Origin of the sequence: Streptomyces sp. NPDC007896 (assembly GCF_042959425.1) — a bacterium.
GTDB lineage: Bacteria > Actinomycetota > Actinomycetes > Streptomycetales > Streptomycetaceae > Streptomyces.
Genome location: NZ_JBIBKX010000004.1, coordinates 230,214 through 250,579, shown reverse-complemented (window position 1 = coordinate 250,579; position 20,366 = coordinate 230,214). Strand labels below are relative to the sequence as shown.

Annotated in this window: 21 protein-coding genes; 9 read left to right on the top strand and 12 right to left on the bottom strand. The window is 70.9% G+C overall.

Annotated elements, in window-relative coordinates; all coding sequences use genetic code 11:
- Window positions 1–64: 64 nt before the first annotated feature.
- The gene (locus tag ACFZDJ_RS15775; protein WP_391059509.1) at window positions 65–1,318 is read left to right on the top strand and encodes an MFS transporter; all 1,254 of its coding nucleotides are present in this window, start codon (window positions 65–67) and stop codon (window positions 1,316–1,318) included.
- Between the two features lie 62 nt (window positions 1,319–1,380).
- Here the strand turns inward: ACFZDJ_RS15775 and ACFZDJ_RS15770 are convergent, their stop codons facing one another.
- Entirely contained in the window at window positions 1,381–1,965 is a 585-nt protein-coding gene (locus ACFZDJ_RS15770; protein ID WP_391059506.1) for a suppressor of fused domain protein, read from the bottom strand.
- A gap of 551 nt (window positions 1,966–2,516) precedes the next feature.
- Between ACFZDJ_RS15770 and ACFZDJ_RS15765 the strand changes: the two genes are divergently transcribed.
- Together ACFZDJ_RS15765 and ACFZDJ_RS15760 are read left to right on the top strand one after the other, a co-directional pair.
- Window positions 2,517–3,629, top strand: coding sequence for a magnesium and cobalt transport protein CorA (locus tag ACFZDJ_RS15765; protein ID WP_054228210.1), 1,113 nt, complete (start codon window positions 2,517–2,519; stop codon window positions 3,627–3,629).
- 43 nt (window positions 3,630–3,672) lie between these two features.
- A complete protein-coding gene (locus ACFZDJ_RS15760) occupies window positions 3,673–4,218 on the top strand; it encodes a hypothetical protein (RefSeq protein WP_390932324.1) in 546 nt (181 codons plus the stop codon).
- A 27-nt stretch (window positions 4,219–4,245) separates the two neighbouring features.
- On the opposite strand, the gene ACFZDJ_RS15755 is transcribed toward ACFZDJ_RS15760, so the two are convergent.
- Window positions 4,246–5,007 carry a hypothetical protein gene (locus ACFZDJ_RS15755; protein WP_391059503.1) on the bottom strand — a complete coding sequence of 254 codons (762 nt, stop codon included), beginning with the start codon at window positions 5,005–5,007 and terminating at the stop codon, window positions 4,246–4,248.
- A gap of 328 nt (window positions 5,008–5,335) precedes the next feature.
- Between ACFZDJ_RS15755 and ACFZDJ_RS15750 the strand changes: the two genes are divergently transcribed.
- From ACFZDJ_RS15750 to ACFZDJ_RS15740, 3 genes are read left to right on the top strand one after another with little or no spacing between them, the layout of a single operon-like run.
- Entirely contained in the window at window positions 5,336–6,793 is a 1,458-nt protein-coding gene (locus tag ACFZDJ_RS15750) for a magnesium transporter MgtE N-terminal domain-containing protein (protein ID WP_391059500.1), read from the top strand.
- On the top strand, window positions 6,783–7,367 hold the full coding sequence (locus ACFZDJ_RS15745; protein WP_384911609.1) for a DUF1003 domain-containing protein: 585 nt from the start codon (window positions 6,783–6,785) through the stop codon (window positions 7,365–7,367). The genes ACFZDJ_RS15750 and ACFZDJ_RS15745 overlap by 11 nt, the downstream gene beginning before the upstream one ends.
- Before the next feature lie 43 nt (window positions 7,368–7,410).
- Entirely contained in the window at window positions 7,411–8,544 is a 1,134-nt protein-coding gene (locus ACFZDJ_RS15740; protein ID WP_384911612.1) for an Mrp/NBP35 family ATP-binding protein, read from the top strand.
- 134 nt (window positions 8,545–8,678) lie between these two features.
- Here ACFZDJ_RS15740 and ACFZDJ_RS15735 read toward each other — a convergent pair whose 3' ends face one another.
- The 5 genes from ACFZDJ_RS15735 to sigE form a co-directional block, all read right to left on the bottom strand.
- Window positions 8,679–9,335, bottom strand: coding sequence for a hypothetical protein (locus ACFZDJ_RS15735; protein WP_390932331.1), 657 nt, complete (start codon window positions 9,333–9,335; stop codon window positions 8,679–8,681).
- Window positions 9,336–9,515: 180 nt separating this feature from the next.
- Window positions 9,516–9,977, bottom strand: coding sequence for a sec-independent translocase (locus ACFZDJ_RS15730; protein ID WP_385374470.1), 462 nt, complete (start codon window positions 9,975–9,977; stop codon window positions 9,516–9,518).
- A 209-nt stretch (window positions 9,978–10,186) separates the two neighbouring features.
- On the bottom strand, window positions 10,187–12,022 hold the full coding sequence (locus ACFZDJ_RS15725) for a trypsin-like peptidase domain-containing protein (protein WP_391059497.1): 1,836 nt from the start codon (window positions 12,020–12,022) through the stop codon (window positions 10,187–10,189).
- Window positions 12,023–12,161: 139 nt separating this feature from the next.
- Window positions 12,162–13,142, bottom strand: a complete 981-nt coding sequence (locus ACFZDJ_RS15720) for a zf-HC2 domain-containing protein (protein ID WP_391059495.1) — start codon at window positions 13,140–13,142, stop codon at window positions 12,162–12,164.
- A complete protein-coding gene (gene sigE, locus ACFZDJ_RS15715) occupies window positions 13,139–13,840 on the bottom strand; it encodes an RNA polymerase sigma factor SigE (RefSeq protein ID WP_054228218.1) in 702 nt (233 codons plus the stop codon). Before sigE ends, ACFZDJ_RS15720 begins: the two co-directional genes overlap by 4 nt.
- Window positions 13,841–14,254: 414 nt before the next feature.
- Between sigE and ACFZDJ_RS15710 the strand changes: the two genes are divergently transcribed.
- Complete coding sequence (locus ACFZDJ_RS15710) at window positions 14,255–14,779, top strand: O-methyltransferase (protein ID WP_054228219.1); 525 nt, start codon at window positions 14,255–14,257, stop codon at window positions 14,777–14,779.
- A gap of 144 nt (window positions 14,780–14,923) precedes the next feature.
- Here the strand turns inward: ACFZDJ_RS15710 and ACFZDJ_RS15705 are convergent, their stop codons facing one another.
- On the bottom strand, window positions 14,924–15,091 hold the full coding sequence (locus ACFZDJ_RS15705; protein WP_003966491.1) for a DUF3117 domain-containing protein: 168 nt from the start codon (window positions 15,089–15,091) through the stop codon (window positions 14,924–14,926).
- Window positions 15,092–15,465: 374 nt separating this feature from the next.
- Here ACFZDJ_RS15705 and ACFZDJ_RS15700 point away from each other — a divergent pair, with 374 nt between their 5' ends.
- Window positions 15,466–16,269: an enoyl-CoA hydratase-related protein gene (locus tag ACFZDJ_RS15700; protein WP_391059492.1), complete on the top strand. Its 804-nt coding sequence runs from the start codon at window positions 15,466–15,468 to the stop codon at window positions 16,267–16,269.
- Window positions 16,270–16,350: 81 nt separating this feature from the next.
- On the opposite strand, the gene ACFZDJ_RS15695 is transcribed toward ACFZDJ_RS15700, so the two are convergent.
- Window positions 16,351–16,932, bottom strand: coding sequence for a DNA-3-methyladenine glycosylase I (locus ACFZDJ_RS15695; protein WP_390932341.1), 582 nt, complete (start codon window positions 16,930–16,932; stop codon window positions 16,351–16,353).
- Window positions 16,929–17,279, bottom strand: coding sequence for a DivIVA domain-containing protein (locus ACFZDJ_RS15690; RefSeq protein ID WP_391059491.1), 351 nt, complete (start codon window positions 17,277–17,279; stop codon window positions 16,929–16,931). The genes ACFZDJ_RS15695 and ACFZDJ_RS15690 overlap by 4 nt, the downstream gene beginning before the upstream one ends.
- Window positions 17,280–17,471: 192 nt before the next feature.
- On the opposite strand from ACFZDJ_RS15690, the gene folP reads away from it, so the two are divergent.
- Window positions 17,472–18,332 carry a dihydropteroate synthase gene (folP, locus tag ACFZDJ_RS15685; protein WP_101400502.1) on the top strand — a complete coding sequence of 287 codons (861 nt, stop codon included), beginning with the start codon at window positions 17,472–17,474 and terminating at the stop codon, window positions 18,330–18,332.
- 57 nt (window positions 18,333–18,389) lie between these two features.
- Here the strand turns inward: folP and ACFZDJ_RS15680 are convergent, their stop codons facing one another.
- Both ACFZDJ_RS15680 and dapE read right to left on the bottom strand, forming a co-directional pair.
- Window positions 18,390–19,148 (bottom strand): TIGR00730 family Rossman fold protein, encoded by a 759-nt coding sequence (locus ACFZDJ_RS15680; protein WP_390932345.1) that lies wholly within the window; start codon window positions 19,146–19,148, stop codon window positions 18,390–18,392.
- A 108-nt stretch (window positions 19,149–19,256) separates the two neighbouring features.
- Complete coding sequence (dapE, locus tag ACFZDJ_RS15675; protein WP_391059488.1) at window positions 19,257–20,336, bottom strand: succinyl-diaminopimelate desuccinylase; 1,080 nt, start codon at window positions 20,334–20,336, stop codon at window positions 19,257–19,259.
- Window positions 20,337–20,366 lie beyond the last annotated feature (30 nt).

Sequence of the window (20,366 nt, the reverse complement as noted above, 5' to 3'; positions counted from 1 at the left end):
ATGCCAACGATCTAGCCATCGATCCACGGCCACCGATCTCTCCCTACGCAGTCGAGGAGCGAGCATGATCAACAACATGGGAGGTCCCGCCGAGGGGGACACGTTCGACGCCGGTGCGGGCAGCATCCTGCGGCAGCCGAAGGCCGTCTGGGCGACCGCCGGCGCGTCCGTCGTCGCCTTCATGGGCATCGGGCTCGTCGACCCGATCCTGCCCTCCATCGCCAAGGGCCTGGACGCCACCCCGAGCCAGGTCTCACTGCTCTTCACCTCGTACTTCCTGATCACCGCGGTCGCGATGCTGGTGACCGGCTTCGTCTCCAGCCGCATCGGCGGCAAGAAGACCCTGCTGCTCGGCCTCGCGCTCGTCGTGGTCTTCGCGGGGCTCGCGGGCACGTCCGGCTCGGTCGGCGAACTCGTCGGCTTCCGGGCCGGCTGGGGCCTGGGCAACGCACTGTTCGTCTCCACCGCCCTCGCCGTCATCGTCGGCGCGGCGGCGGGCGGCAGCGCCGCGGCGATCCTGCTCTACGAGTCCGCGCTCGGCCTCGGCATGGCGTGCGGGCCGCTGCTCGGCGCCCTGCTCGGCAACGCCAGTTGGCGCTACCCCTTCTTCGGCACCGCGTTCCTGATGGCGGTCGGCTTCCTGTGCATCACGGCGTTCCTGAAGGAGCAGCCGAGGCCCGCGAAGAAGACCTCACTGCTCGACCCGATCAAGGCACTCGGCCACGGCGGCCTCGCCTCGGCGGCCGTGTCGGCGTTCTTCTACAACTACACGTTCTTCACCGTGCTGGCCTTCACCCCGTTCGTGCTGAACATGACCCCCTACAAGTCGGGCGCCGTGTTCTTCTGCTGGGGCCTGCTGCTCGCCGTCTTCTCGGTGATCGTGGCGCCGCGGATGCAGGCACGGTTCGGCTCGCTCAAGGTGCTGGGCGGCTCCCTGGTCCTGCTCGCCGCCGACGTGCTCGTACTCGGGTACGGCAACCACACCGCGGCCGTGGTCTGCACGATCCTGTCGGGCGCCTTCATCGGCGTGAACAACACCGTCTACACCGAGCTGGCGCTCGGCGTGTCGGACGCGCCCCGCCCGGTGGCGAGCGCCGGCTACAACTTCGTCCGGTGGTTCGCCGCCGCGGCCGCGCCCTACTTCGCGCCGAAGATCGAGGAGTGGAGCAACATCCACATCCCGTTCGTGGTCGCCGCGATCACCGCCGTGATCGGCGCGGTCGTGGTCTACGTACGACGGAACGCGCTCTCCCACGAGGCCGAGGAGCTCCAGCCGAAGCACGCCACCGAGGACAGCGTGACCGTGTTCGCCAACTGACTGTTTTCAGCCAGGAAACCGACCTGGTCTCAGGTCGGCGGGAAAAGACGGGCGAGAAGTGCTCAATCCAGCGGAACGGACTTGCGCGAGGGATCACGCAGGTCCGTTCCGCCGTTCAGCCAGCGTTCCTGAAGGGCCCCGGCGCCGTGCACGCGCTTCCACGCGGCCTCGTTCGGCGTCATCGGGAGCAGCGGCAGGAACCGTACGGGATCGGCGGGCGCGTCCAGCTCCAGGTCCTCGACCAGGCCACCGGACTCCGCGACCAGGACCGAGGTGAACGGTGCGCCGGGCCACAGCGCCCCGCCCACGTCGAGCGAGGCACCGGGGGCCACGATCAGCCCCTCGACCTGCGGGGACGCGGCGAGCACGGCGAGCGGGCGGAGCACCTTGTCGGTGTCGGCGACGCCGGGGCGGACGGACAGGACCAGCTCCGCGCGCGGACCCTTCACCGGGTCGGCGAGAACCGCCGTGGGGTCCGCCATCGGCTGGGCGGACATACCGAGCGTGGCGTAGCGGACGACGTCACCCTCTGTGAAGCGCAGCACTTCGATGCGGTCGGTGCCGAGGAAGGTGACCGCGGCCCGGGCGTCGGGTTCGCCCAGCGCGGAGCGCAACCGGGCCTCGACCAAAGGAAGAACATCAGCCATGAGCCGAGCATAGAACTCGTCAGTAACGGGCAAAGCGGCGGCTTGACGCTTCAGTGCGCTGATAGTCTTGGCCGCTGGTCGGGACAGCACGCAGAAGCGTCGCTCTCAAGCTCCGACGCACTGAGACTGACTGTCTTCCCCCCGTGGGGGAGCCAGCTCCCCCACGGGGGGATGGATCGTCCCTCACGGGGGACCGACCGGAGGAGGTGGGGCTGCAATGGACCGAAGTCGACCTGGCAGTACCACCCGCTCTTCCGGTCGCTGAAGTTCTGTAGCTGGTTCCAGCCGCTCCCCGGCTCCCGTAGCTCTGTCGGCTGCTTCCTCCTGCAAACGTGTGCATACGTGTCAGCGTTGTCCCGGTGCACCACGGAAGAGCGCTTCGTTTCCGTCTGATCCATCCGATCTGTCTGATCTGAATCAGTAGCGAAGCTGCCACCGCGACGGTGCGGTGCTCCCCGCTTTGTGGACGTGCCAAACATCCGCAGTCAGGACGTCCCCATTCCGGGTAGTTCCAACCGTCGTCGGTCGCCTCCGTTGCGAAGGAGCCCGTCATGTCGATGATCCGTGACCTGCGTGCCGCAGTCCGCCCTCGTCCCTCGCTGCGCAAGGACAGTGGCTCGTACGACCACACCCGCGCCCCCGGGACCAACTCCGCCGTGGTCGACTGCGCCGTCTACCGCGACGGTGCCCGCGTCCAGACCCCCGAGCCGCTGACGCCCCAGGAGGCGATGCGGCTGGTGCACCGCGACGGCGGCTTCGTGTGGATCGGCCTGCACGAGCCCACGGAGGCCGAATTCGCCGGTATCGCGGGCGAGTTCGGGCTGCACCCGCTGGCCGTCGAGGACGCCGTCCAGGCCCACCAGCGGCCCAAGCTGGAGCGCTACGACGACTCCCTGTTCACCGTCTTCAAGACCATCCACTACGTCGAGCACGACGAACTCACCGCCACCAGCGAGATCGTGGAGACCGGCGAGGTCATGTGCTTCACCGGGCGGGACTTCTTCATCACCGTCCGGCACGGCGGGCAGGGCTCGCTGCGGGCGCTGCGGCACCGGCTGCAGGACGACCCCGAGCTGCTCGCCAAGGGTCCCTCCGCCGTGCTGCACGCCATCGCCGACCACGTCGTCGACGGGTACATCGCGGTCGCGGACGCCGTGCAGGACGACATCGACGAGGTGGAGACCGAGGTCTTCTCGCCGGGCCGCAAGGGCACCCCGCGCGGCACGGACGCCGGCCGCATCTACCAACTCAAGCGCGAAGTACTGGAGTTCAAGCGGGCCGTCTCCCCGCTGCTGCGCCCCATGCAGCTGCTGAGCGAGCGCCCGATGCGGCTGATCGACCCGGACATCCAGAAGTACTTCCGCGACGTCGCCGACCACCTCGCCCGCGTCCAGGAACAGGTCCTCGGCTTCGACGAACTGCTCAACTCCATCCTCCAGGCCAACCTCGCGCAGGCGTCCGTGACGCAGAACGAGGACATGCGCAAGATCACTTCCTGGGCCGCGATCATCGCCGTACCGACGATGGTCTGTGGCGTGTACGGCATGAACTTCGACTACATGCCGGAGCTGCACTGGAAGTTCGGCTACCCGCTGGTGCTGGGCGCCACGGTCGGGATGTGTCTGTCGATCCACCGGATCCTCAAGCGCAACGGCTGGCTCTGAGCGCACCGGGCGGCCGCCGCGCGCCCCTGGATAGGCTGGGCCCATGACGGAACAGCTGCTCGACCGGGCCCTCGTCGAGGAGGCCACGAAGAAGTCCGGGCTGATCTGGGTACGGAGCGGCGGCGTGCCGGCGCACGAGGCGCCGGGCGCCGAGGCGCCCACCCGGGCCCTGTGGCACGTGTGGCACGACGGCGGGGCCTGTCTGGTCGGCGACGGGCCCGGTGAGCAGCCGTTGCCCGGGCTCGTCGACGGGGGCGACGCGGTCGTCGTCGTCCGCAGCAAGGACAAGGGCGGGCGGCTGGTCGCGTGGACCGCGAAGGTGGTCGAACTCGCGCCCGGCTCCCCCGCGTGGGAGGCGACGGTCGCCGAGCTCAAGGGCAAGCGCCTGAACGCGCCCGACGGCGAGGAGATGCCGGCCCGCTGGGCCCGCGAGTGCCGGGTGCTGCGCCTGGAGCCCCGGGCGGGCACACTCCCGCTGCCGGACGGCTCGCTGGCCGCCGCGCCGATCCCGTCCCCGGCGACCACCCGGCAACCGATCCCGGCCGCCGTACCGCGCCTGCTCTTCAAGAAGCGGGGACGCCGCCGCTAGGTCCTGTCCGCCGGACAGGCCCCAGGGCTACGACGTCGGCAGCTGCTTGCCGTAGTCCACGGTCTCGTCCTTGGCGGGTTCCGCGAGGGCGACGTTCTTGCCCCAGTCGGTGAGGCTGAGCGTGCCCGCGTCGCCCGCGCGGACCAGGAGCAGCGGGTACGGGGTTCCCTTCAGGGAGACGTCCAGGGTGCCTCCCGCGCCCTTGTCGCCGGTGATGCGGATGGTGCGGACGCCGGACTGCTCGTGGTGGCCGTCCGTGGCGAGGGAGCCGTGCAGGGTCAGCAGACCGTCGAGCAGGACGTCCTTGTCCGTGAAGCTGATGAAGCGCTTGTAGGCCGGGTCGCCGCTCGGGACCTTCACGAACTTGCCGTCGAGCTTGTCGGCGGCCGCGGTGTCCGCCGAGGAGGTGGCACCGCTCTTGCCGCCCTGGTGGTTCCAGAACTCGGCGCCGGCCTTGAGGAAGAGGTGCCGGCCGACCCGGAGCAGATGGAAGCTCGCCCCCTCCGAGGTGACGGAACCGGTGCCGCCGTCGGACGTCAGCCGCATGTCGAGCTTGTACGTGCGCCCGTTCGATACCACGGTCCCGGCGAGTCGCACCGCCTCGGCGGACGTGGCGGCCTTGCGCGTCTTCGACTCGATCTCGGTGGCGGAAAGCTTCCCCACCCCGTTCGTGCCCGCGTCCGGATCCTCACTACCGCACCCCGTCAGCCCCGTCCCCGTCACGACCAGTGCGCACATCGCGCCCACCAGTGCGGCCCTGCGGGTACGGCCCTGGGAAATCGCAGTCACAGGTAGGGCTGCCTTTCATACGGGTGTCCATGCGGGTGTCCATGCGCGTCCGGGTGCGCGTGTCCGTGCGGGTGCCCATGCCGGGGTGGCCGTGCCGGGTGACCCCAACGGCGTACGGCAGCGTACCCGTGCCGCGCGTGCCCGGCGGAGCCAGTCCGTCCGGACCGCTCACCAGGGCGTATCCGACTGGGACGGGCTAGCCTGAAGCCCACCTGAGCGGACAGGCCGGGACCAAACGCCCGTACGGAGAAAGCTGGCAGGCGTCCGGAGCGACACACAACGAGCAACACGGAAAGAAAGAGCAACACGGAAAGAAGGAGGCGCGGGCATGGCCGCAGGCGCCCCCCGGATCTTCGTCTCGCACCTCGCCGGTGTCGCCGTCTTCGACCCCAACGGCGACCAGGTGGGCCGCGTGCGGGACCTGGTCGCCATGCTCCGCGTCGGACGCCGCCCGCCCCGGTTGCTCGGGCTGGTCGTGGAACTCTCCACCCGGCGGCGCATCTTCCTGCCCATGACCCGTGTCATCGGCATCGAGTCCGGCCAGGTCATCACCACCGGTGTCCTGAACGTGCGCCGCTTCGAACAGCGGCCCACCGAGCGGCTCGTCTTCGGTGAACTGCTCGACCGGCGGGTCCGGATCGTCGAGACCGACGAGGAGGTGACCGTGCTCGACGTGTCCGTCCAGCAGCTGCCGGCCCGCCGGGAGTGGGAGATCGGCCGCGTCTTCGTGCGCAAGGGCCGCAGCGGGACCTTCCGGCGCACCAAGGGCGAGACGATGACCGTCGACTGGTCCGCCGTCACCGGGTTCTCGCTGGAGGAGCACGGACAGGGCGCCGAGAGCCTCCTCGCCACCTTCGAGCAGCTGCGCGCGGCCGACCTGGCCAACGTCATGCACCACCTGTCGCCGAAACGGCGCGGGGAGGTGGCCGCCGCCCTGGACGACGACCGCCTCGCCGACGTCCTGGAGGAGCTCCCCGAGGACGACCAGATCGAGATCCTGGGCAAGCTCAAGGAGGAGCGCGCCGCCGACGTCCTGGAGGCGATGGACCCCGACGACGCGGCCGACCTGCTCGCCGAACTGCCCGAGGACGACGTGGAGCGGCTGCTGACGCTGATGCGGCCCGACGACGCGGCCGACGTACGACGGCTGATGTCGTACGAGGAGCGGACCGCCGGCGGTCTGATGACGACCGAGCCCATCGTGCTGCGGCCCGACGCCACGGTCGCCGACGCGCTCGCCCGGGTCCGCAACCCCGACCTGTCCCCCGCGCTCGCCGCGCAGGTGTACGTGTGCCGCCCGCCGGACGAGACACCGACCGGCAAGTACCTGGGCACGGTGCACTTCCAGCGGCTGCTGCGCGACCCGCCGTACACGCTGGTCAGCTCGATCCTCGATGGCGATCTGCAGGCGCTCGCGCCGGACGCGGCGCTGCCCGTCGTCGCCGGGTTCTTCGCCACGTACGACATGGTCGCCGCGCCCGTCGTCGACGAGAGCGGCTCGCTGCTCGGCGCGGTGACCGTGGACGACGTACTGGACCACATGCTGCCGGAGGACTGGCGCGAGACCGAGTTCCATCTGCACGAGGACGAATCGCAGGACGAGCGTCTGGACGAACCTCAGGACCGGCTCCCGGGCGAACGCGAGGACGACCGGGGAGACGACCGGGGAGACGACGAGGAAGGCGGCAAGGAAGGCGACCGGGAAGACGACCGCGAAGGCGTGGACGAAGGCGTGGACGAAGGCGTGGACGAAGGCGTGGACGAAGGGGGACGCGATGGGACCTGACCGCGAGACCCGCGAACGGGCCGCCACCGGGGCGACCGCCACCACCCGGCCCCGCACCCGCCTCGACCAGCCGCTGCCGCCGCGCCGCCGGCTGGTGCCCGAGTGGGACCCGGAGGCCTTCGGGCGGCTGTCGGAGCGGATCGCGCGTTTCCTCGGCACCGGACGGTTCATCGTCTGGATGACGGTCGTCATCATCGTGTGGCTGGTGTGGAACATCGCGGCACCGCGCCATCTGCGCTTCGACCCCTACCCGTTCATCTTCCTGACCCTGATGCTCTCGCTCCAGGCCTCCTACGCCGCCCCGCTGATCCTCCTCGCGCAGAACCGCCAGGACGACCGCGACCGGGTCAACCTCGAACAGGACCGCAAGCAGAACGAGCGCTCGATCGCGGACACCGAGTACCTCACCCGCGAGATCGCCGCCCTGCGCATGGGCCTCGGCGAGGTCGCCACCCGCGACTGGATCCGCTCCGAATTCGAGGACCTGATCAGGGAGCTGGAGGAACACCGCTCCGACGGCCGGGTCGTATTCCCGGCAGAACGGCCGTCGCGACGTGACGTAGACGACCGCTGACGGGGCTTTCCGGGCCCGGGGCCGGGCGCCGTACCATCGTCCTATGGCTACGGAAGACGCGGTGCGCGAAGCACTGGCGACGGTGAACGACCCCGAGATCCAGCGACCCATCACCGAGCTGGGGATGGTCAAATCGGTGGAGATCGGTGCGGATGGCGCGGTCGCGGTCACCGTGTATCTGACCGTCACCGGCTGCCCGATGCGCGAGACCATCACGAAGAACGTGACAGAGGCGGTCTCGGCGGTCGAGGGCGTCACCCGCGTCGACGTGACCCTGGACGTGATGAGCGACGAGCAGCGCAAGGAGCTGGCGACCGCGCTGCGCGGCGGCCAGACCGAGCGCGAGGTGCCCTTCGCCAAGCCCGGCTCACTCACGCGCGTGTACGCGGTCGCCTCGGGCAAGGGCGGTGTCGGCAAGTCCTCGGTGACCGTGAACCTCGCGGCGGCGATGGCGGCCGACGGCCTCAAGGTCGGCGTGGTCGACGCGGACATCTACGGCCACTCGGTGCCCCGCATGCTCGGTGCGTACGGCCGTCCGACCCAGGTCGAGAACATGATCATGCCGCCGTCCGCGAACGGCGTGAAGGTCATCTCCATCGGCATGTTCACCCCGGGCAACGCACCGGTCGTCTGGCGCGGCCCGATGCTCCACCGCGCCCTCCAGCAGTTCCTGGCGGACGTCTTCTGGGGCGACCTGGACGTCCTGCTCCTCGACCTCCCGCCGGGCACGGGCGACATCGCGATCTCGGTGGCCCAGCTGGTCCCGAACGCGGAGATCCTGGTGGTCACCACCCCGCAGCAGGCGGCGGCCGAGGTCGCCGAGCGCGCGGGCTCCATCGCCGTCCAGACCCACCAGAAGATCGTGGGCGTGGTCGAGAACATGTCGGGCCTGCCGTGCCCGCACTGCGGCGAGATGGTCGACGTCTTCGGCACGGGCGGCGGCCAGAGCGTCGCCGACGGCCTGACCCGCACCACCGGCGCGAGCGTTCCCGTCCTCGGCTCCATCCCGATCGACGTCCGCCTCCGCGAGGGCGGCGACGAGGGCAAGCCGGTCGTCCTGACCGACCCGGAGTCCCCCGCGGGCTCCGCCCTGCGCGCCATCGCGGGCAAGCTCGGCGGCCGCCAGCGGGGCCTGTCCGGCATGTCCCTGGGCATCACCCCGAGGAACAAGTTCTGAGCAACGGGTTCCAGCGCTTTCCGACCCCGGAGAGGTGAACGCGCCCCATCAGGGGCGCGGGGAACTGCGCGACCAGCCACGACGGCCCCGCAGCCACAGACGGCGCAGTTCCCGCAAGCCCCCGGAGGACACGGTCACGCGTACGCCGCGATGTCCTTGATCATGGCGAAGCCCAGCCCGTACGCGCTCATCCCCCGGCCGTACGCCCCCACATGGACCCCCATCCGGGTGGAACCCGCGAGGACCCAGCCGAACTCCAGCTCGCGGTAGTGGAACGGCGTGGGGACGCCGTCCACGGGGAGGGACAGCGAGGACCAGTCGGGCCCTTCGAGGTCGTCCGCGAGGACCCACGCCGTCTCGGTCTGCTGGTCCAGCCAGTCGTCCCGCCGGGTGTGGTCCATCTGGCCGGGCCAGGTGAAGGACAGCAGCCCCACACCGGCCAGCCAGGCCGCCGAGGACACCGACGTGGCCTCAAGGAGCCCCGCACCGTCCGCGCTGCGACGCGAGGGGCTGGCCGCGACGGTCACCACGACCGCGAACCGCTCCTTGTCCTCCGTGGACTCGCTGCGCACCGAGGGCTCTTCCCCGTGCCCGATCGAACCGTGCTCGACGGCACCGTCCGCCGAGGTACCGACCTGCATCAGCCAGCGCGGCCCCGTGAAAGCCTCGTCGAGGCCGTACCACGGAAAGGGTGCCAGCAGGTAACCTTCGGCCGTGCGGCGGGCGGAGGGGAGCTGCTGTCCGCCTTCCGCGGCCGGCGCCTGCGCGCCTACCCGACTTGTCGTCTCCATCTGCCCGGACGCCTCCTTGCTCTCGTCGGACCGGGCGGCCCGCCCCCCTCGGGCGTCCTCAGCAGTCCGCACAACAACTGGGCAGCATAGCCACACCACTCCGAGCAGCAGGGAAAGCACCCGGCGCGTGGGGCGCACACGCACCGTTTTCAGGCCGTGTCACACGCCTGCGGGTACGGCTCAGGTGGCGTCCGCGTCAAAGGGCGGGCGCTCGTCCGGGTCGCTCTTCTCGGGCTTCTTGGTCATGTCGATCGAACCGCCGGAGGAACCGGAGGACGAGGACGGGGAAGACGGAGAGGACGACGAGGAGGAGTCCGTGTCGCGGCTGTGGACCGCGTCCGTGACCTCGGCCATCTCCTTCTTCAGGTCGAAGCCGTTGCGGATCTCCTTGAGCCCCAGCTCGTCGTTGTCCAGCTGCTTGCGGATGAACGTCTTGGGGTTGAGGTCCTCGAACTCGAAGTCCTTGAACTCCGGGCCGAGTTCCTCGCGGATGTCCGCCTTGGCGCTCTCCGAGAACTCACGGATCTTGCGGATGGTGCGGGTGACGTCCTGGATCATCTTCGGGAGCTTTTCCGGACCGAAGACGAGCACGGCGAGGACAACGAGCGTCACCAGCTCGAGCGGTCCTATGTCATTGAACACCTGAAGCTCCTTGCGATGTTCTCAGTCCTCGGCCCTCGGGATTCTTCCGTGGTCCGGGCCGGGTCCACGGTACCCGCCGATCCCGTCCGTCCGGAACTGTCCCGGGCCTTCCGGGTTCGTGTACACGACGAGTTTCCCCGGATGTTCGCCGCTCAGCACGGGCCTGGGGCCCCTCCTGTGAAGTTCATGTCAGTTGCTGTCGAAAGAGGTCAGCCGCCGTTCGCGGAGCCGAGGACCAGGGTGACCGTCCGCTGCGAGCCGCCCCGCCGGAGGGTCAGCCGGAGCCGGTCGCCGGGACGGTGGGCGCGGGTCTTCACGATCAGCTCCTCGCCCGAGTGGACGCGCTGTCCGTCGACCTCGGTGATGACGTCGCCGGCCTTGATGCCCGCCTTGGCTCCGGGGCCGCCCGCGGTGACCGGCGCGCCGCCGCTGCCCTTCGTCCCGACCCGGGCGCCGTCGCCCGTGTAGTCCATGTCGAGCATGACCCCGATCACCGGGTGGGTCGCCCGGCCGGTGTTGATCAGCTCCTCGGCGACGCGCCTGGCCTGGTTGACGGGGATGGCGAAGCCGAGCCCGATGGAACCGGCCTGACCGCCCTGGAGGTCGGTGCCGCCGTCGGCGGAGCGGATGGCGCTGTTGATGCCGATGACGCGGGCCCGCGTGTCGAGGAGGGGGCCGCCGGAGTTGCCGGGGTTGATGGGCGCGTCGGTCTGCAGCGCGTCGACGTACGAGACGTCGCTCCCGTCACCCTTCTCGCCGCCCGCCGTGATGGGCCGCTCCTTGGCGCTGATGATCCCGGAGGTGACGGTGTTGGCGAGGTCGAAGGGCGCGCCGATGGCGACGACGGGGTCGCCCACCTGGACGCTGTCGGAGTTGCCCAGCGTCATGGGCCGGAGCCCACCGACTCCCGACACCTTGACCACGGCGAGGTCGTAGCCGCTGTCGTGCCCGACGACGGTGGCCTTGGCGCTCTGGCCGCCGCTGAACGCCACGGTTATCTCGCCGCCGCTGCCGGCCGGCGCGACCACGTGGTTGTTGGTGAGGATGTGACCCCGGGTGTCGAGCACGAACCCGGTGCCGGTGTCCTCTTCGCTGGAGCCGCGCACATGCAGGGTGACCACGCTGGGCAGCGCGCGGGCCGCTATCCCGGCCACGCTGTCCGGGGCCCGCCCGGGCGCCTCCTTGGCGGCCTGCGGCAGTGTGATGTCACCGACCCCGCCGTTGCGCTCCAGATAGGCCCCTACGGCGCCCCCGACGCCTCCGGAGACGACGGCGAGCGCGACGGCCCCGAGGACCAACGCCTTCCTCGCCCGCTTACGCCGCTGGGTCTTCGTCTCGACAGCCGCCCCGTTCTGCTGGAGCGGTCCCGGGGCGGCCCAGGGGTCGTAGTTCTGCCACGGGGTGGGAGCCGGGTGGGGGTTGCTCGGGTACGGCGCGGAGGGCGGGCCCGGGGGCACGGCGGTGCCGTGCGCGGGGGTGGCCGCCGGGTGCTGGACGGGCGGAGCGGGCGCCCAAGGGCCCGGCTCGCCGTACGGCGGGGTGCTGTAGGGGTCGGGGTCGTGCAGGGGCCGGGGGCGGTCCACGGGGGCCTGCTGCGCCGGTACGGCGGCGACCGGGGCCTGGTCGGCGGGCGCCGCGCCGGACGGCTCACCGGCCTCTTCGGCGCCGGGCCCGCCGCCCTGCTGAGCCGGAGCAGGGCGTTCCAGCTCGAAGTCGCCGTCGCTGCCACTCCCGGCGCCGGACCCCGAGGGGGCGTCGCCCGACAAGACCGTGCTCGACGGGGCGGCGCCCGACAGAGCCGTGCCCGATGAGGCGGCGCCCACCGACGGCCGGTCCAGCTCGTAGTCCCCGTCGGACCCGTAGTCGCCCTCAGGCCTGTGGTCCCCGTCGGACCTGTAGTCGCCCTCAGGCCTGTGGTCCCCGTCGGGCCTGTGGTCCGTCTCTGCCCCGGAGATGCCCTCGACCGGACCCACCGCGCCGACCCCCGGAGGGACCGGGCGGGGCCGACTCCACCACTTCGCCTTCGTGGGCTTCCCCTCGTTCATGCTCTCCCCACACCTGGCCCGCGGCACAACACGCCGACGGTCACCGCAGATTGCCGACTCCGCGCCCGGGAATCCCTCCGGCGGACGCGGCCCAGCCTGGATTCAACCAGGTTCCGGGGGCCGGGGCGCAGAGGGCCGGTCAGTGGGCGGTACGGGAGGAGGGGCTCGGGGAGGAAGAGGGGGACGGGGTGGCGGCGGGGGCGGCGAGCAGGCGCGGAGGCGTGAGGCCGGGCGGCGTCGACCAGGAGGTCTGCGCGATCGGCTGGGCCTCGGTGAGCGGATGTATGAGCGGGGACATCACGGCGGCACCGGCCACCACGGGGGTGGTCAGCGTGTGCATGACGTCGTCTGCCCGGGTCACCGGAGCGGGGACTCCGGGGAGCAGGGGTGCGGACACCGAGGTGGGCACCGCGGGCGCCACGCCGAGCGAACGCTCGCCCTGGGCGAGCAGCGGCCCGTCGGAGCGGCGACGGGCTGTCTCGGGGGCCGTCGCGGGCCCCGAGCCCGGCGTACGCGCCGGCGTCACATTGCTGCCGCCGGAGCCCCCGCGCGCGTCCGTGGTGTCGGCCGGCACTCCGGTCGACACCCCGCCGAGCGCGACCGCGGCCAGCGACACCGCGCCGGCGGCGGCGAAGGCGAAGCGCAGCCCGCGTGAGGCCGATCGGTCGGTCTCGTGACGGCTGACGTCATGGATGCGGAAACCGCGCCCGGAGTCGGGCGGCAGCACGTCGCCGTGCGGCGCGGCGGGCACGTACCCGAAGGGCTCTCCGCGCACTCCGAAGACGCCGGTCACCGGGGCGCCGGAGGGGAGTCTTCCGCCGAATCCGCCCCCGCCGAACGGTGAGCCATCACCGCCGTCGAAGTCACCTCCCCCCGGAAGTCCCTGGAGACGGGCCAGGAAGCTCTCGGAGGGGGGCGGAGGGGCGACTTCCGCGAAGACGTTCTTCAGTCGGCGCTGGGCGTCCGCCTCGGCCTTGCACTTCGCGCAGGTGACGAGGTGGGCGAGGACGCGATCGCGCGACTCATGACCGAGCTCTCCGTCCACCAGGGCGGAGAGTCGGTCCCCAAGATGCTGGTCGGCTACACGCCGCTCCGTAGGGTTGGGCCGGGATCCACTCACGCGGTCGCGCCCCCTCCTCCCAGCGCGGGAACTCCCGTGATCGCGAAGCCGCGGCGCTCGGCACGGGCCTCGGGAGACCGGTGTGCGAGGGCCTTGCGCAGCTGCGAACGGCCACGGTGGATCCGGCTGCGGACCGTACCGAGCTTGACGCCCAGGGTCGCGGCGATCTCCTCGTACGAAAGTCCCTCAATGTCGCAGAGGACGACCGCGGCGCGGAACTCGGGCGCGAGGGTGTCCAGCGCCTGCTGGACGTCCGCGTCGAAGTGCGCGTCGTTGAAGACCTGCTGCGGGGAGGGCTCGCGGCTGGGCAGGCGCTCGGCCGCGTCGTCACCGAGGGCGTCGAAGCGGATGCGCTGCTTGCGGCGCACCATGTCGAGGAAGAGGTTCGTGGTGATGCGGTGCAGCCAGCCCTCGAAGGTGCCGGGCGTGTAGGTCGACAGGGAGCGGAAGACGCGGACGAAGACTTCCTGTGTGAGGTCCTCGGCGTCGTGCTGGTTGCCCGTCAGGCGGTAGGCGAGCCGGTAGACCCGGCCGCTGTGCGTGCTGACGATCTCCTCCCAGGTGGGCGGAGTCCACGCCTGCGACTCCGCGTCGGTGGTGAACGTCGCGGTCTGCGCGGGGGCAGCAGCATGGAACTTGTCAGCGATGTCGGTCACGGATTTCGGCTCACCCGCCGATCTGAGAAGGCGCCGCAGCAGCCCGCCCCGATCCACAGGCGCAGCCGCACCTCCCCTGTCGGCTCTGGTGGTGTCCAGTGGAGCCCCTACCATAGCCACCTCGCCCGTTAGCTCCGGATAAGCGGTTTTACGAGAATTTGATACGTGCTCATATGGCTGCGTCAGCATGTGATCGCCACCCCGCTCCACACCCCGCTCCGCGCGCTGTTCCATCGACTTCCCCCCGCTCTGTTTCCGCACCCCTCTAAACGCCTGGTCCCATCTGCGGGTTCCCGGCACCAACGGATACAGTCACGCCCAGGCAACCACGGGGACAGGGAGAGGGTCATTACCGGCAACCGGCAGACGAGCTGGGCGTTCGCCGACGCCTTTGTCGCCGAGGACGAAGCGCTGCGCTGGGCCCGCGACCGGGCCCGCGAGGCAGGGCTGCGCCCGGTGTCGCCCGGCACGGGCGCCGCGCTGCGGTTGCTCGCCGCCACCGTGGACGCGAAAGCGGTGGCGGAGATCGGTACCGGGACCGGCGTCTCCGGAATTCATCTGCTGCACGGCATGCGGCCGGACGGGGTACTGACCACCGTCGATCCGGAACCGGACCGCCAGCAGTTCGCCCGCCAGGCCTTCCGCGCGGCCGGCTTCGCCAGCAATCGCGCCCGCTTCATCCCCGGCCGCGCGCTGGACGTCCTGCCCCGGCTCGCGGACGCCGGCTACGACCTCGTCTTCTGCGACGGCGACCGTCTGGAGTGCCTGGACTACCTCGCTGAATCGTTGCGTCTGCTGCGTCCGGGCGGGCTGGTCGTCTTCGAGGGTGTCTTCGCGGACGGCCGCACGGTCGAATCGGGCCCGCAGCCCGCCGAGGTCGGCCGGCTGCGCGAACTGCTGCGCGCGGTGCGCGAGAGCCAGGACCTGGTGCCCTCGCTGCTGCCGGTGGGCGACGGGTTGCTGTGCGGGGTCAAGCGCTGACCGCACGCTCGGTCCCGTACCCGCAACACCTGTCTGACCTGCGTCGATAGACAGGGGTATGCCGCTGCCGTACTCCAGGAAAACCACTGCCCCGGCACCGAATACGATGCCGGGGCAGTTGAAAAGGTATGGTCGCGTTCCGCGTCAGCCGACGACCTTCTTGAGGGCGTCGCCGAGCGCGTCGGCCTCGTCAGGGGTCAGCTCGACGACGAGCCGACCGCCGCCTTCGAGCGGAACGCGCATGACGATGCCCCGCCCCTCCTTGGTCACCTCGAGCGGGCCATCGCCCGTCCGCGGCTTCATGGCCGCCATGCTCGTTCCCCTTCCTGAAACCAGCTCATCGTCGCCGACGGCCCCTTGAAGGGCACGCACGTCCCCTCATAGGACACACGTCACCGGCATCGAACACATTGCTTCCAGGCCATTATCCCGCATCTCAGGACCCGATGACCAACATCAGTCGGCATCGCTTGCGCAACGCGCTTGAGCAAAACCACTCAATTCGGCGATGTGACTGCGATACTGCGCCGCTGCATCGACTTCCACGGCTCGGAATTCTTTGACGCAGGTCACATGTCCTGTCCACGCCCCGGACCGTGATCTCCGCCATGCTGTCCTGCATGCTGTCCTCGCACCAGGACGTACCGACCAGTACGTCGGAGCCGCGACACCGGAGGGAACCCACCATGGCCGACACCGTGCTCTACGAGGTGAGCGACGGACTCGCGACCATCACGCTGAACCGCCCCGAGGCGATGAACGCGATGAACACCGAGACCAAGGTCGCACTCCGGGACGCGGCCCGGGCCGCCGCGGCGGACGGCGGCGTACGGGCGATCCTGCTCACCGCCGCAGGTGACCGGGCGTTCTGCGTCGGGCAGGACCTCAAGGAGCACATCGGGCTGCTGGCCTCCGACAAGGAGTCGGGGTCGCAGCACACGATGAGCACCGTGCGCGAGCACTACAACCCGATCGTGCGCGCCCTGACCAGGGCCGCGAAGCCCGTGGTGGCCGCGGTGAACGGCGTCGCCGCGGGAGCCGGCTTCGGCTTCGCCCTCTGCGCGGACTACCGGATCGTCGCCGACACCGCCGCCTTCAACACGTCCTTCGCCGGGGTCGCGCTGACCGCCGACTCGGGCATGTCATGGACCCTGCCGCGGGTGATCGGACCGGGCCGCGCCGCCGATCTGCTGCTCTTCCCGCGCAGCATCACCGCGCAGGAAGCCCTCGAGCTGGGGATCGCCAACCGGCTCGTCCCGGCGTCCCAGCTGCGCGTCGAGGCGGAGAAGGTGGCGCGGGCGCTGGCGGCGGGCCCGACGGTCGCGTACGCCGCGCTGAAGGAGGCCGTGGCGTACGGGCTCACTCATTCTCTGGACGAGACGCTGGAGAAGGAGGACGAGCTGCAGGCGCGGGCCGGGGCGTCCGAGGACCATGTGATCGCGGTGCAGGCGTTCGTCAACAAGGAGAAGCCGAAGTACTTGGGGCGGTGACGCTTCGCCGGATTCGGCGGTCGGAGGTCGGTACGGGAACTGCGGGCCGTCTGTGGCTGGTCGCGCGGTTCCCCGCGCCCCTCAGGGGGCGCTCCTGGCCGCGCAATCCTCCAAGTGGTCGTTGACCAGGCCGCACGCCTGCATGAGCGCGTAGGCCGTGGTCGGGCCCACGAAGCGGATGCCGCGCTTCTTGAGGGTCTTGGAGAGGGCCGTCGACTCGTCGGTGACGGCCGGGACGTCGGCCAGCCGCTTCGGGGCCGGGCGGGTGGCCGGGTCGGGGGCGAAGGACCAGATCAGCTCGTCCAGCTCGCCCGGCGCCCAGTCGGCCAGCACGCGCGCGTTGGCGACGGTCGCCTCGATCTTGGCGCGGTTGCGGATGATGCCCGGGTCGCCGAGGAGGCGCTCCTTGTCGTCGTCCGTGAACGCGGCCACCGAGGCGATCTCGAAGTCGGCGAAGGCGGCCCGGAAACCCGGCCGGCGGCGCAGGATCGTGATCCAGGACAGGCCCGACTGGAAGGCCTCCAGGCTCAGTCGCTCGTACAGCGCGTCGTCGCCGTGGACCGGGCGGCCCCACTCCATGTCGTGGTACGAGACGTAGTCCTCGGTGGACAGGGCCCAGGGGCAGCGCAGCGCGCCGTCGGGCCCGGCAAGCGCATCGCTCACTGCTGCTCCCCCTCGACCGGCTTGCGCAGCGAGGTGGTCGCGGTGGCGCGGGCGCCGGCCAGCGCGGCCTCCAGGCCGGCGATCCTGGCGTCCCGCTCGGCGAGCTCGGCGCCGAGCCGGCCGAGGGCGTCGTCCACGTCCGCCATGCGGTAGCCGCGGGCGGCGAGCGGGAAGCGCACGGACTCCACGTCCGCGCGGTTCACCGGCCGGTCCTGGGGCAACGAGTCCACCAGCCGATCGGGCTCGGCGTCGGAAAGGGGGGCGCTCTCGCCGCCGCCCACCACGGACAGTGTCACCGCGGCGACCACGACGGCGAGCGCGACGACCAGGAACAAGAACATGAACATCGCTGAGGTCCCCACGCTCTGGTGCCGACGCGTTGAGCGTCGGCGCGAAAGTACTGAAGCTACTGAAAACGTCTGACGAGTGCCGAAGCGGTCCGGCGCCGAAAGTGTCAGGGTCCGATCGTGCCATGCGAGTCTGACAGTTAAGGTCGCAGGCGGCTAAGCAGCGGGACTTACTAGGAGAGGTCACAGGGGATGCTCAGGCTGGGCAGGCACGAATTCGACCCGCACGAGCCGGTGATCATGGCCATCGTGAACCGGACCCCGGACTCCTTCTACGACCAGGGAGCCACCTTCCGCGACGAGCCCGCGCTCGCCCGCGTGGAGCAGGCGGTGGCCGAGGGCGCCGCCATCATCGACATCGGCGGGGTGAAGGCCGGGCCCGGGGAAGAGGTGACCGCCGAGGAGGAGGCGCGCCGCACGGTGGGTTTCGTCGCCGAGGTGCGACGGCGGTTCCCGGACGTGATCATCAGCGTCGACACCTGGCGGCACGAGGTCGGGGAGGCGGTCTGCGAGGCGGGGGCCGATCTGCTCAACGACGCGTGGGGTGGCGTGGATCCTCGGCTCGCGGAGGTGGCCGCGCGGTACGGGGTGGGGCTGGTGTGCACCCATGCCGGGGGCGCCGAGCCTCGTACGCGGCCGCATCGGATCGCCTACGACGACGTCATGGCCGACATTCTGCGGGTGACTCTGGGGCTGGCCGAGCGGGCGGTGGCCCTGGGCGTGCCCCGGGAGTCCGTGCTGATCGACCCCGGGCACGACTTCGGGAAGAACACCCGGCACAGCCTGGAGGCGACTCGGCGGCTGGGCGAGATGGTGGAGACGGGGTGGCCCGTGCTCGTCTCCCTTTCCAACAAGGACTTCGTCGGGGAGACGCTCGACAGGCCGGTGAAGGAGCGGGTGGTGGGGACGTTGGCCACGACGGCGGTGTCGGCATGGCTGGGGGCGCAGGTGTATCGCGTCCACGAGGTCGCCGAGACCCGTCAGGTCCTGGACATGGTGACGTCGATCGCGGGCCACCGCCCTCCGACGGTGGCCCGCCGGGGCCTGGCGTAGACCTTCCTCGCCCCCGCCGCTCGCGCAGTTCCCCGCGCCCCTTGCGGGGCCTCTCCTCTACCGGCCTGCCTCCTTGGAGACCAAGGCCACCGCTTCCTCCACCTCGTCCGTGAGGTGGAACAGGAGGAGGTCCTTCTCCGAGGCCTTGCCCTGGGCGATCAGGGTGTTCTTGAGCCATTCGACGAGACCGCCCCAGTACGCCGTACCGAAGAGGACGATCGGGAAGCGGGTGACCTTCTGGGTCTGGACGAGGGTGAGGGCCTCGAAGAATTCGTCGAGGGTGCCGAGGCCGCCGGGCAGGACCACGAAGCCCTGGGCGTACTTGACGAACATCATCTTGCGGACGAAGAAGTACCGGAAGTTGAGGCCGATGTCGACGTAGGGGTTGAGGCCCTGTTCGAAGGGGAGCTCGATGCCCAGGCCGACCGAGATGCCCTTGGCCTCGCAGGCGCCCTTGTTGGCGGCTTCCATCGCGCCGGGCCCGCCGCCCGTGATGACGGCGAAGCCGGCTTCGACCAGGCCTCGGCCGAGCGCGACTCCCGCCTCGTACTCGGGCGAGTCCACCGGTGTACGCGCGGAGCCGAAGACGCTGATCGCGGGCGGGAGTTCGGCGAGCGTGCCGAAGCCTTCGATGAACTCCGACTGGATGCGCAGGACCCGCCAGGGGTCGGTGTGCACCCAGTCGGAGGGGCCGCCCGCGTCGAGCAGCCGCTGGTCCGTGGTGCTCGCCTGCACCTGGCCCCGCCTGCGCAGGACCGGCCCCAGCCGCTGCTCCTCCGGTGGCTGCTTCTTGCCCTCGGGGTTGCCAGTAGCCATGTGCGCTCCCTCCGCTTGCAAGTGGTTCTGCCCCAGCGTAGATCTACGCGGGTTACGGAGGGGGGACATGCGCATGTCCGCCGTGCACCGCGAAGGTTCGGGCGGGCCTCAGGACGTCAGCCAGGCGCGCAGGCGCTCCTCCGCCTCCGGGATCTCCGACGCCCGCACCCGCTCGTCCACCTTGTGGGCGAGGAGCGGCGCGCCGGGCCCGTAGTTCACCGCGGGCACCCCGAGCGCGCTGAAGCGGGCGACGTCCGTCCAGCCGAACTTGGGGCGGGCCTCGCCGCCGACGGCCGCCAGGAAGGCCGCGGCGGCCGGGTGCGTCAGGCCGGGCCGGGCCCCGCCGGTGTGGTCGTCGACGATGAACTCGTCGATGTCGCAGTCGGCGAAGAAGTCACGGACGAAGGCCTCGGCCTCCGCCTCGCTGCGGTCGGGCGCGTAGCGGAAGTTGACGACGACGGTGCAGGCGTCGGGGATGACGTTGGTGGCCACGCCCCCCTCGATGCGGACGGCGTTGAGGCCTTCGTGGAACCGGAGGCCGTCCACGACCGGCGTGCGCGGCTCGTAGGCGGCGAGCTTGGCGAGGATCGGGGCCGCCGCGTGGATCGCGTTGGAGCCCATCCACGCGCGCGCGGAGTGGGCGCGCTCCCCCTTGGTCTTCAGGAGCACCCGGAGCGTGCCCTGGCAGCCGCCCTCCACCTGTCCGTCCGTCGGCTCCAGGAGGATCGCGAAGTCGCCCGCCAGCCAGTCGGGGTGGGCCTCGGCGACGTGCTTGAGGCCGTTCAGGTGGGCGGCGACCTCTTCGTTGTCGTAGAACACGAAGGTGAGGTCGCGGTTGGGGGCGGGGACCGTGGCCGCGATGCGCAGCTGTACGGCGACGCCGGACTTCATGTCGCAGGTGCCGCAGCCCCACAGGACGCCGTCCTCGTCGAGGCGCGAGGGCACGTTGCCGGCGATGGGGACCGTGTCGATGTGGCCGGCGAGGATCACGCGCTCGGGGCGCCCCAGGTTCGTACGCGCCACGACGTTGTTGCCGTACCGGTCGACCGTCAGATGCGGCAGGGCGCGCAGCGCGGCTTCGACGGCGTCCGCGAGCGGCTTCTCGTTGCCGCTCTCCGAGGGGAAGTCGACGAGCCGCGCGGTGAGCTCGGCGGCGTCCAGCGTGAGGTCAAGGGTGGTGTCGGCCATGCCCTCGACCCTAGCGCCCCCTGCTCGGCG

Excerpts from the sequence above, each read along its gene's own strand:
- ACFZDJ_RS15750 (WP_391059500.1), top strand. The coding sequence starts at position 5,336 with ATGGCCGCAGGCGCCCCCCGGATCTTCGTCTCGCACCTCGCCGGTGTC.
- ACFZDJ_RS15690 (WP_391059491.1), bottom strand. The coding sequence starts at position 17,279 with ATGTTCATGTTCTTGTTCCTGGTCGTCGCGCTCGCCGTCGTGGTCGCC.
- ACFZDJ_RS15680 (WP_390932345.1), bottom strand. The coding sequence starts at position 19,148 with ATGGCTACTGGCAACCCCGAGGGCAAGAAGCAGCCACCGGAGGAGCAG.
- ACFZDJ_RS15760 (WP_390932324.1), top strand. The coding sequence starts at position 3,673 with ATGACGGAACAGCTGCTCGACCGGGCCCTCGTCGAGGAGGCCACGAAG.
- ACFZDJ_RS15740 (WP_384911612.1), top strand. The coding sequence starts at position 7,411 with ATGGCTACGGAAGACGCGGTGCGCGAAGCACTGGCGACGGTGAACGAC.
- ACFZDJ_RS15735 (WP_390932331.1), bottom strand. The coding sequence starts at position 9,335 with ATGGAGACGACAAGTCGGGTAGGCGCGCAGGCGCCGGCCGCGGAAGGC.
- ACFZDJ_RS15705 (WP_003966491.1), bottom strand. The coding sequence starts at position 15,091 with ATGGCGGCCATGAAGCCGCGGACGGGCGATGGCCCGCTCGAGGTGACC.
- dapE (WP_391059488.1), bottom strand. The coding sequence starts at position 20,336 with ATGGCCGACACCACCCTTGACCTCACGCTGGACGCCGCCGAGCTCACC.
- ACFZDJ_RS15775 (WP_391059509.1), top strand. The coding sequence starts at position 65 with ATGATCAACAACATGGGAGGTCCCGCCGAGGGGGACACGTTCGACGCC.
- ACFZDJ_RS15745 (WP_384911609.1), top strand. The coding sequence starts at position 6,783 with ATGGGACCTGACCGCGAGACCCGCGAACGGGCCGCCACCGGGGCGACC.
- folP (WP_101400502.1), top strand. The coding sequence starts at position 17,472 with ATGCTCAGGCTGGGCAGGCACGAATTCGACCCGCACGAGCCGGTGATC.
- ACFZDJ_RS15770 (WP_391059506.1), bottom strand. The coding sequence starts at position 1,965 with ATGGCTGATGTTCTTCCTTTGGTCGAGGCCCGGTTGCGCTCCGCGCTG.
- ACFZDJ_RS15725 (WP_391059497.1), bottom strand. The coding sequence starts at position 12,022 with ATGAACGAGGGGAAGCCCACGAAGGCGAAGTGGTGGAGTCGGCCCCGC.
- ACFZDJ_RS15765 (WP_054228210.1), top strand. The coding sequence starts at position 2,517 with ATGTCGATGATCCGTGACCTGCGTGCCGCAGTCCGCCCTCGTCCCTCG.
- ACFZDJ_RS15700 (WP_391059492.1), top strand. The coding sequence starts at position 15,466 with ATGGCCGACACCGTGCTCTACGAGGTGAGCGACGGACTCGCGACCATC.